The sequence below is a fragment of the Streptomyces sp. NPDC104761 genome, from assembly GCF_055583445.1.
Map to the genome: position 1 here is coordinate 576034 of NZ_JBVJNZ010000001.1, position 8538 is coordinate 584571.

The 8538-nt window shown below is 71.9% G+C and carries 7 protein-coding genes; 4 read left to right on the forward strand and 3 right to left on the reverse strand.

Annotated elements, in window-relative coordinates; all coding sequences use genetic code 11:
- Nucleotides 1-239 precede the first annotated feature (239 nt).
- The gene (locus ACZ63F_RS02680; RefSeq protein ID WP_469708005.1) at nucleotides 240-1094 is read left to right on the forward strand and encodes a universal stress protein; all 855 of its coding nucleotides are present in this window, start codon (nucleotides 240-242) and stop codon (nucleotides 1092-1094) included.
- Nucleotides 1095-1257: 163 nt separating this feature from the next.
- Nucleotides 1258-1875, forward strand: coding sequence for a hypothetical protein (locus tag ACZ63F_RS02685; RefSeq protein WP_469708007.1), 618 nt, complete (start codon nucleotides 1258-1260; stop codon nucleotides 1873-1875).
- Nucleotides 1876-2127: 252 nt separating this feature from the next.
- On the opposite strand, the gene ACZ63F_RS02690 is transcribed toward ACZ63F_RS02685, so the two are convergent.
- Nucleotides 2128-2580 (reverse strand): pyridoxamine 5'-phosphate oxidase family protein, encoded by a 453-nt coding sequence (locus tag ACZ63F_RS02690; protein ID WP_469708008.1) that lies wholly within the window; start codon nucleotides 2578-2580, stop codon nucleotides 2128-2130.
- A gap of 351 nt (nucleotides 2581-2931) precedes the next feature.
- Here ACZ63F_RS02690 and ACZ63F_RS02695 point away from each other — a divergent pair, with 351 nt between their 5' ends.
- Entirely contained in the window at nucleotides 2932-4659 is a 1728-nt protein-coding gene (locus tag ACZ63F_RS02695) for a sensor histidine kinase (protein ID WP_469708010.1), read from the forward strand.
- A 112-nt stretch (nucleotides 4660-4771) separates the two neighbouring features.
- On the opposite strand, the gene ACZ63F_RS02700 is transcribed toward ACZ63F_RS02695, so the two are convergent.
- Together ACZ63F_RS02700 and ACZ63F_RS02705 are read right to left on the reverse strand one after the other, a co-directional pair.
- A complete protein-coding gene (locus ACZ63F_RS02700) occupies nucleotides 4772-5269 on the reverse strand; it encodes a hypothetical protein (protein ID WP_469708012.1) in 498 nt (165 codons plus the stop codon).
- A 694-nt stretch (nucleotides 5270-5963) separates the two neighbouring features.
- Entirely contained in the window at nucleotides 5964-6938 is a 975-nt protein-coding gene (locus tag ACZ63F_RS02705) for an Acg family FMN-binding oxidoreductase (protein ID WP_469708013.1), read from the reverse strand.
- Nucleotides 6939-7629: 691 nt separating this feature from the next.
- Between ACZ63F_RS02705 and ACZ63F_RS02710 the strand changes: the two genes are divergently transcribed.
- Complete coding sequence (locus tag ACZ63F_RS02710) at nucleotides 7630-8361, forward strand: CBS domain-containing protein (RefSeq protein WP_469708014.1); 732 nt, start codon at nucleotides 7630-7632, stop codon at nucleotides 8359-8361.
- Nucleotides 8362-8538: the final 177 nt, after the last annotated feature.

Consider the following 8538-nt stretch of genomic DNA (forward strand, 5'->3'; position numbering starts at 1 on the left):
GACGCCGCGGAACGCGCCACCGAGGACGAGAACCGCCAACGGACCGTACGGCCCCACGACAAGGGGCCGTACGGCGTGCGGTGGGGTTCTCGCGGTCCCTGCCCCGGGTGTGCGCGCGGCACCAGCATCGTCCTCGGAGCCGTATCGGAACCCGCGAGCCGCCCGGCGGTGTCCGCGCCCTGGTCCCGGCGGCCCCTTCCGCCGCGTGCGAGCAGCAAGGCACAGAAGGGAAAAGGGACATGACTCTCCATCACGTGACCGTCGGAGTGGACGGTTCGCTGGTAGCCGTCCGGGCCCTGGACCGGGCCGCCGGCGAAGCCGTACGCCGCCACACCGAACTGCGCGTCGTCTATGCGGTGCCGGACGACGACGAGGCCGGGCCCATCCTGGCGTCGGCCGCCGCGCGCGTCGCCGTTCGCCACCCCGGCCTGCGTGTGGTGACCAAGGCCGTACAGGGAAGTGCCGTAAAGGTGTTGACCGAAGAGAGCAGGTGCGCCGCCCTCACCGTCGTCGGCACGCGAGGGTTCGGCGGGGTCACCGGCGCCCTGTTCGGCTCGGTGAGCCTGAGGCTGGCCGCGCATGTGCACGGTCCGCTGATGGTCGTGAGGGAGGACCACCCGTGCGACACCGGCGACGCGCGCCTCGGTGAGCGGCCGGCGGTGCTGCTCGGCCTGCGGGACGACACCGACGTTCGGGCAGCGGTGTACGCCTTCGAGGAGGCGGAACGTCGTGGCGCCTGGCTGTGGGCCCTGCACGCACCCGACCACCGGTACGTCACACCGGAGTTGCCCTGGCAGGTCCCCGCGTCGGGCCCCGGTGGGCAGCGTCTGGCCCAGCGGGACCGGGCGGAGGCGGCCGTGCCCCGCTTCAGCCTCTCGCGTCTGCAGGAGCGTTACCCCGGCGTGAGCGTCGATGGCCGCACCGTGCGCTCCGGACCTTCCCACGCCCTGCTGGCGGCGACCCGTGAGGCGGCTGTCGTGGTCATCGGCGCCCACCGCCGGAAGGGCCACCCCGGGCCGCACCTCGGCCCCGTCGCACACACCCTGCTGCACCGCTCGCACTGTCCGGTCGTACTGGTGCCCACGGGCCGGTGACATGAGCGTCCGCTGTCGCCAAGTGGTCCTGCGACAGGGGACGTTCGGGCCGTCGGTGGGGCCCGTGCAGCCCCTCCGGCCGGCGGCGCGCAGGCGGGACATTGGAAACGCGACGAGGGCCGCGACAGCCCCCGCGTGACACTCCTCGGAGGGGATGAAGATCATGGCAGTGCACCACCACCCGCAACGCCACCTGGGATTCCGTCTCCCGTCCCGGCACCGGGCGGAAGCGGCTCCGCAGGCCGCGGACACCGCGACGGCGACCGTGACCGGTGCGCACGTGCTCGCCGGGCTGCGCCTGCTGACCGGGTTCGTCTTCCTGTGGGCGTTCCTCGACAAGACCTTCGGCTTCGGCTACGCCACACCGTCCGGCAAGGGCTGGATCGACGGCGGTTCGCCGACCAAGGGCTTCCTGAGCTCGGTCGCGGCCGGGCCGCTGGAGTCCACGTTCCACGACTGGGCCGGGGCCGGCTGGGCGGACTGGCTGTTCATGCTCGGCCTGCTGGGCATCGGCCTGGCACTCGTCTCGGGCGTCGCGCTGCGGCTCACCGCGGTGGCGGGCACGGCGATGATGGCCCTGATGTGGATGGCGGAGTGGCCCCCGGCCAAGCACCTCTCGGACGGGTCGCTGAGCATGTCCACCAACCCGTTCGCCGACTACCACCTCGTCTACGCCGTCGTGCTGGTCGCCCTCGCGGCGGCGGGCGCCGGCGCCACCTGGGGCCTGGGCAGGGTCTGGGCACGGCTGCCCTTCGTCAACCGCAACCGCTGGCTGCTGTGACCGTCGGCCCGAACCGCGAGCCGCTCCGAAACCGGTGGCTGCTGCGCCGGACCGGAGCGCATCGCACCGGGGGCGCCGCCGCTGAGGGAAACACCCCCCAGCGGCGGCGCCCTTTCGGGTGCTGTCCACTCCCGTCACCTGCCGCCACACGGGGTCTTCGGCGCCACACCCACAGCGGCCGGCGTTCCGCACGGCTGACCGCTCACGTCAGGCCGAGCCGCCACGGCCGCCGTACGTCTGCCACCGCCCGACTCAGGTTGCGGCCGGGGCCAGGCGGATGCCGGTGATCAGATCCGGGTGGATGCGGACCGCGTAGTCCATCGCACCGCCCACCCAGGGGTACAGCAACTCGCGGTAGCGGGCGAGTTCCCGGGCGTCGGTGACCAGCCGGGCGTACCCGGTGACCACGACGCTCCAGCCCAGATGGGTGACGGGGTCGATGGAGTCGGCCTCGTAGGCGACGACCACGCCCGGCGCGTCCGCCTGCCGGCTGCGGGAGGTCAGGGCCGCGCCCTCGTGGGTGCGGATGACGACGTCCCCGCCGTCGAGGACATGGTTGACCGGTCGCACGGTCGGCAGGGCGTGCTGGGTGAAGACGACCCGGCCGATCGAGACGCTGCCAAGCAGTCTGAAGGCCTCCGCGGCGTCGAGCGTCACGCTCTCGCGGGGTCCCGGGGAGACCGGCTGCGCTTGGTCCAGGGCCATAGGCGGTATCCGTAGGTGTTCTGGTCACTCGCCCACGGTGGTTTCGTCCGCGGGCCGATTCTGATGGATCACATCATTCGAACGGGGAAGCGACCTTCGGCACTAGGGCCGTTCGGGCCACCCCCGGGCCTGGTGGGCCCGGACTTGCGGGCGGCGGGCGACTGCGCGGGGTGTTCACCGCCGGTACTGTCCAGCTCCACGGTCAGGACCGTGCGCGAAGGTGTGCGGCGCCCCACGAGGATGGCGCGGCAAGGCGGATTCTGTTCTCTCACCGGGCCCGGAACGTTACGGTGTCATGTGACCGGACAACCGACTGTCGGCCCGGCCTGCGCACGATCGGGAGGGTCACCGGTGGCACGCTCCGAGGAGCCCGGAGGGGCTCGAGTGCGGCTGCCCCAGCTCAGGCTGGACGAGCTGCTGGAGGAGCTGCAGGCACGGCTGGACGCGGCCCGTAGTACGCGGGACCGGGTGCACAGCCTGCTGGAGGCGGTGCTGTCGGTCGGCCGGGAGCTCGACCTGGAGCAGGCGCTGCACAGCATCGTGGAAGCCGCGGCCGCGCTGGTCGACGCCGAGTACGCGGCCCTGGGCGTGATCGGCCCGGACGGCAGGCGGCTGTCCGCCTTTCACACGATCGGTGTCACCGAGGACCAGATCGCCGCGATCGGCCCGTTCCCCGAAGGCCACGGCATCCTCGGAGAGCTCATCCGCCACCCCGAGCCGCTGCGGCTGACGAAGATCTCCCAGCACCCCGCCTCGCACGGCTTCCCGGCCCACCACCCGCCGATGAACACCTTCCTCGGGGTGCCCATCCGGGTGCGCGACCAGGTTTTCGGCAACCTCTACCTGACCGAGAAGCGCGGCGGCCTGCAGTTCGACGAGGAGGACGAGTCGGTCCTGTCGACCCTGGCCGTGGCGGCCGGCGTCGCGATCGACAACGCTCGCCTGTACGAGGAGTCGCGGCTGCGGGAACGCTGGCTCGAGGCCAACGCCGAGATCACCCACCGGCTGATGTCCGGTGGCGACCGCACCGAGGTCCTCGCCCTGATCGCGGAGCGGGCCGGTGAGATCACGGGGTCGGCCCTCGCCGTGGTCGCCCTGCCCGTGGAGGGCGCCGAGTCGCTGGCCGTGGAGATCGCCGTCGGCCTCGGCGCCGAGGCGCACGAGGGGCTGGTGCTGTCCCTGGACCGGACCTTGATGGGCCTGGCCTTCTCGGCTGCGGCTCCGGTCACCAGCGAGGATGTCGGCCACGATGAGCGCATCTCCCTGGAGCCTCCGCGCTTCGGGGGACTGGGCCCTGCCGCGGCGGTGCCCATCGGCACGGGCGAGGCGGGTCCGCGAGGGGTGGTCCTGCTGGCGCGGGAGACCGGACGGCAGCCGTTCACGGGGACGGAGACCGAGACCCTGCAGGTCTTCGCCGCTCAGGCCGCCGTGGCGATGGAGCTGGCGGACCGCCGCCGGGACGCCGAGGAGATCGCGGTGCTCCAGGACCGCGACCGTATCGCCCGGGACCTGCACGACCTGGCCATCCAGCGGCTGTTCGCCACCGGTATGACGCTGCAGAGCGCCGGCCGGTTCATCGAGCACGAGGAGGCCGCCGAGCGCGTCATGCGGGCGGTGGAGGACCTGGACGAGACCATCAAGATCATCAGATCGACCATCTTCGGGCTGCGGGCACGGGACGGTGGTGCCGGGACGGGACTGCGAGCCCGTGTCGTACGGGCGATCGGCGAGGCCGCACAGGTCCTCGGCTTCCCGCCCAGCGTGCGTATGGAGGGCCTGGTCGACACGGAGGTGCCGCGGGAGATCGCCGATCACGTGATCGCCGTACTGTCCGAGGCCCTGACCAACATCGCCCGGCACGCACGGGCGCAGCGGGCCGATGTGGCCCTGGAGACCGACGGCCGTGAGGTACGGCTGACGGTGACCGACGACGGCGTCGGCATCCCGGCCGAGGGCCGCCGAAGCGGGCTGCGCAACATGGCCGAGCGCGCCGAGCAGCTGGGCGGCTCGCTGGCGGTCAACCGCCCTGAGAGCGGCGGCACTTCACTGGTGTGGCAGGTGCCCGTGGGGGAGCGGTAGCCGAACCGTCCAGGACGACGTCGACGGCGAAGCGGGTCGTACTGCGGCCTGTTGTGTCCGCATGGCCCATCCGTACTCGACTCGCGAACACCGTTCCCACACCCGTGCCGCGTCAGCGGCACGACGCCTTGTGCCGGAGGACTCCGCCCAACAGCTTGACGTGTTCCGTGGCCGTGGCGCGGCCGCGGACGACGGTGACGGTGACCCGTCCGGCCGTCGGTTCCGAGAGGTCGAAGGCGTAGAGCGCACGCCGACCATCCAGGACGGGTGGCAGTCGGCGGACCGTGAGAGGGGTGCCGTTGCACGTGACCGACTGGACGATCTCGCGGTCCGCGCCGAACACGTGGACCTCGGCGAACGTGTACGTACTGAGCAGGGGAACAAGTGCGGGACGGACGGAGAAGGGAGTGTCGCGGCGGTCGGAGACGCACAACGACGTGATGAACCCGCCGGTCGTGGCTGCCGACCCCGAGCAGAAGCGCCCGTCGGCCGATTCCCAGACGAACGTGGCGGCGCTGCGGCCGACGGCGGCGGTGAACATCCCGTGCGGGCCCGGAAGGTCCTTGCTGGACAGTTGCGCCGTGAGGTTGGCTCTGGACGCATCGACCACTTGGCCCCGGTCGGCTGTAGTGGGCTGCGACGACGCCGTGCGCGTCGAGGAGGCCGCGGGTGACCGCTTCACCCTGGACGGGCCACTCCCTGCGGCGCAGGCCGCCGTGGAGAGCAATACCGCGCCGACCGCTGCACATGCGAGAAGCCTGTTCACTTTTCCCCCGTCGTCCCATGTCAGTGCCCGGAGGGTAGCGCCGGGGCCGGTTCCTGTCAGCAGCCCGCGACCGCAAGGGCACGATGAGGGAGACGGAGGGGACTTCGGGGGCCGCCAGGACGGAAAGGGCGGTCCCCCTTATCAGTTGCCTTGCCGCACTTCGACCCCGGCGTCGTGATCTGGCTGGCTCAAGAGGCTGCAGTATCGGCCCCAGCTGCTCGACGGCTGTCCCACCGCCACCGGCCTGGGCAGCTGTCTGTCGAAGACTTTCTTGCCGGCCGGGGTGAGTCCCTGCCCGTGATGGTTCGTCTTGCCGATGTCCAGGCCGCCGTGCGCGCATCCACGTCATGCAGACCTGCCGCCCGCAAGCGGGACGGGCGTTGCGCCGGGCCGGGCGGTAGCCGGGCCTCTCATCAGCGTCACCAACGGCGCCTGTCGGGCCCGGAGGCCGGCGGCCCTCTTGCAGGACCGCCGAAAACATGACGGGGGCAGCTGCCGGGAGAATCTGTTCCACGCGCGCTCTGGATGGACTACATGCCTAACTCTCTTCCAGGGTCCGTGCCGCCGTACGGCGGGGGGAGGCCGGTCCTTCCGGTCCGTAACCCAGACGGATCAGCATCTGCGCGTGCACCGGGCCGTCCTCCGGCTCTGCCAACTGCTCCCGAAGGTCGGGCCACTCCAGGGCCTGATGCAGCAGCGACGCCCGCACGCCGGCGGCCGTCGCCACCAGCAGGGCGTGCTGAAGTGCCTGACCGGCTCGCAACCAGTCGGCCCGGCGGTCGTGCGGGGTGGAGAGTACGGCGATCGTGGGCCGTTGCTCGAAGGGGCGGGCGGTGAGGGCGGCCCGGTGACGGTGGGCCCCGAAGTCCCGCGCCGGAACCCGGTCCCGGCAGTCCTGCGGCCCGACGGCCAGCGGCGGAATGCCGAGTGCCGTGGCGTCCGGCTCCCGGATCCAGCGGCGGCTCTCGACTGCCCGGTCCCGGTCGGCCGTGTTGCGCCGCTCCGCCTCCAGCGTCAGTCGCAGCAGGCGGTCCGTCTCCTCGGGACCCGGGTGGCCGAGCAGCGCCCCCTCGGCGTGCACGGCCTCGGCGAGCTCATGCAGCAGGGCAGTGGGCAATGTTCGGTCGGAGAACGGCAAACGGCTGCTGTGCCGGCGCCACACGGCGTCGTACAGACCCGGGGCCGGAGAGAAGCGGGCGGTGCCGCCGAGGCGTACGGTGGCAAGCAGAGCTGGCTCGTCGGGCCTGGGCAGCAGCCGGGTCACCGGTTCCCACCCGAAGTGCGCGACCGCCAGGCGCACGTTGAACAACGCACAGCCCACCGAGAGGTGCAGGGCGCGCCCGGACGGGTCGATGTGCCGTAGGCCGCGGTCGGCGGCTGCCCGGATCTGCAGGGTCAGGGTCTCCGGGACCAGCCGGAATCGCCAGGGCTGGGTGTTGTGGATCGACGGGGCGGCCACAGCGGCCGAGACGATCTTCTCCAGTGTCGCCACGTCGAGAAGTGCGGTGGACATCGGGTCTCCTCCCCGCCCTGTCACGAGCGTCCGTCGGAACCGATCGGTGGTGCCCTCCACGCTGCCCCGGCCTCCGGAGGTGGGGCAGGGGCCGGACGGGCCCCGCGTCACGCCGGACGGCCCGGACGCGGCCGAGGGCCACGGTGCGGACGAACGGGCCGATGGGGTGACCTGTTCGACCTGGGAAGCCGGTACACCGTCCCCGGCCAAGGCCGGCGCCGTCCGGGTGGGGCGCCCCGGGTACGAGTCATCGACGGGCCCCTCGTCCCGTTGTCATCCGTGGACCGCGTGGCCGCCGCTCGAGCCCGGCATACCTGAAACCCGCCCCGGACCGAAGGCCGACCGGTCCCCGATCCGTCCCCGAACAGCCCATGGGGACACGGCCGGTTCAGGTGGATGCTCGGAGTGTCAACAGACCTGGGGGACTTGGCGATGGGGTGTGAGCAGCTCAGAGCAAGCCCACGGTCCATGCCCTGCTCAAGGACGGCCCGACGCGGGGGCCTGCACGCGGCGCGGCCGGTACCCATGGCCAACTGCAGGGTTTCGACCGGGAGATGACCTCGAGGAGCCTGCGGATGTGTTCCGTTGCCGCTCTACCCCCGGGCGTCGGCTGCTTCTGCCCGAGTTGCCTGTCTGCCGGCGTCCAGGCCCCGACTCCCCATTCGCGTCGACTCTGTCGAGGAGGAAAGCCATGAAGCACAACAAGGTCGGCTCAGTGATGACCACGGAGGTCGTCCGCGCCGTGCGCGGGATGCCCTTCAAGGAAGTGGCCCGGCTACTCGGTGAGCACCGCGTCAGCGGCCTCCCCGTCGTCGACGAGGACGACAAGGTCGTCGGAGTCGTCTCGGAGACGGACCTGATGGTCCGGCAGGCCGACGCCCCGAACCCCTACGAGCCGGAGAAACACCACCGGCTCGCGGGCCTGACCCGCAGGGGCCGGATGCGGGCCGCGAAGGCACGGGCCCGCACCGCCGGACAGCTGATGACGGCACCGCCCGTCACGGTCCACGCCGACGACACCATCGTCGAGGCCGCCCGCGCCATGGCTCTGCACCACGTGGAGCGGCTGCCCGTCCTCGACGAGGAGCAACGACTCGTCGGCATCGTCACCCGCCGCGACCTGCTGCAGGTCTTCCTGCGGCCCGACACGGAGATCAGCACACAGGTCGTCGAGGAAGTGCTGGAGCGCGCCCTGTGGCTGCCGCCGCACACCGTCGACGTGTCCGTCTCGGAGGGGGTGGTCACCCTGACCGGCCAGATGGACCGCAAGACCGACACGGAGATCGCTGTCTCCATGACCCGTCAGATCGATGGAGTGGTCGCCGTCGTCGACCGGCTCACCTTCCGACTGGACGACTCCCGTGTCCGGCCCGACGACCGGGCGCTGCACGGAGTCGCCGACGAATGGCTGCGAAAGCTGTAGCGCATCGCCGTCGGCACGGCGCAGGCGCCCGCTCGCCGTCGGCGCAGAACGTGTACGGAAGGTGTGGTCCCCGGGGGGGGGCGCGCCAGGGGGCACAACCTCCGTGGCCCGCAGGCAGCGGGTTACCGGGGCCAGGCGGCAGTCCCCCCCCGCCAAACCCCCCTCTGCCCCTACCAA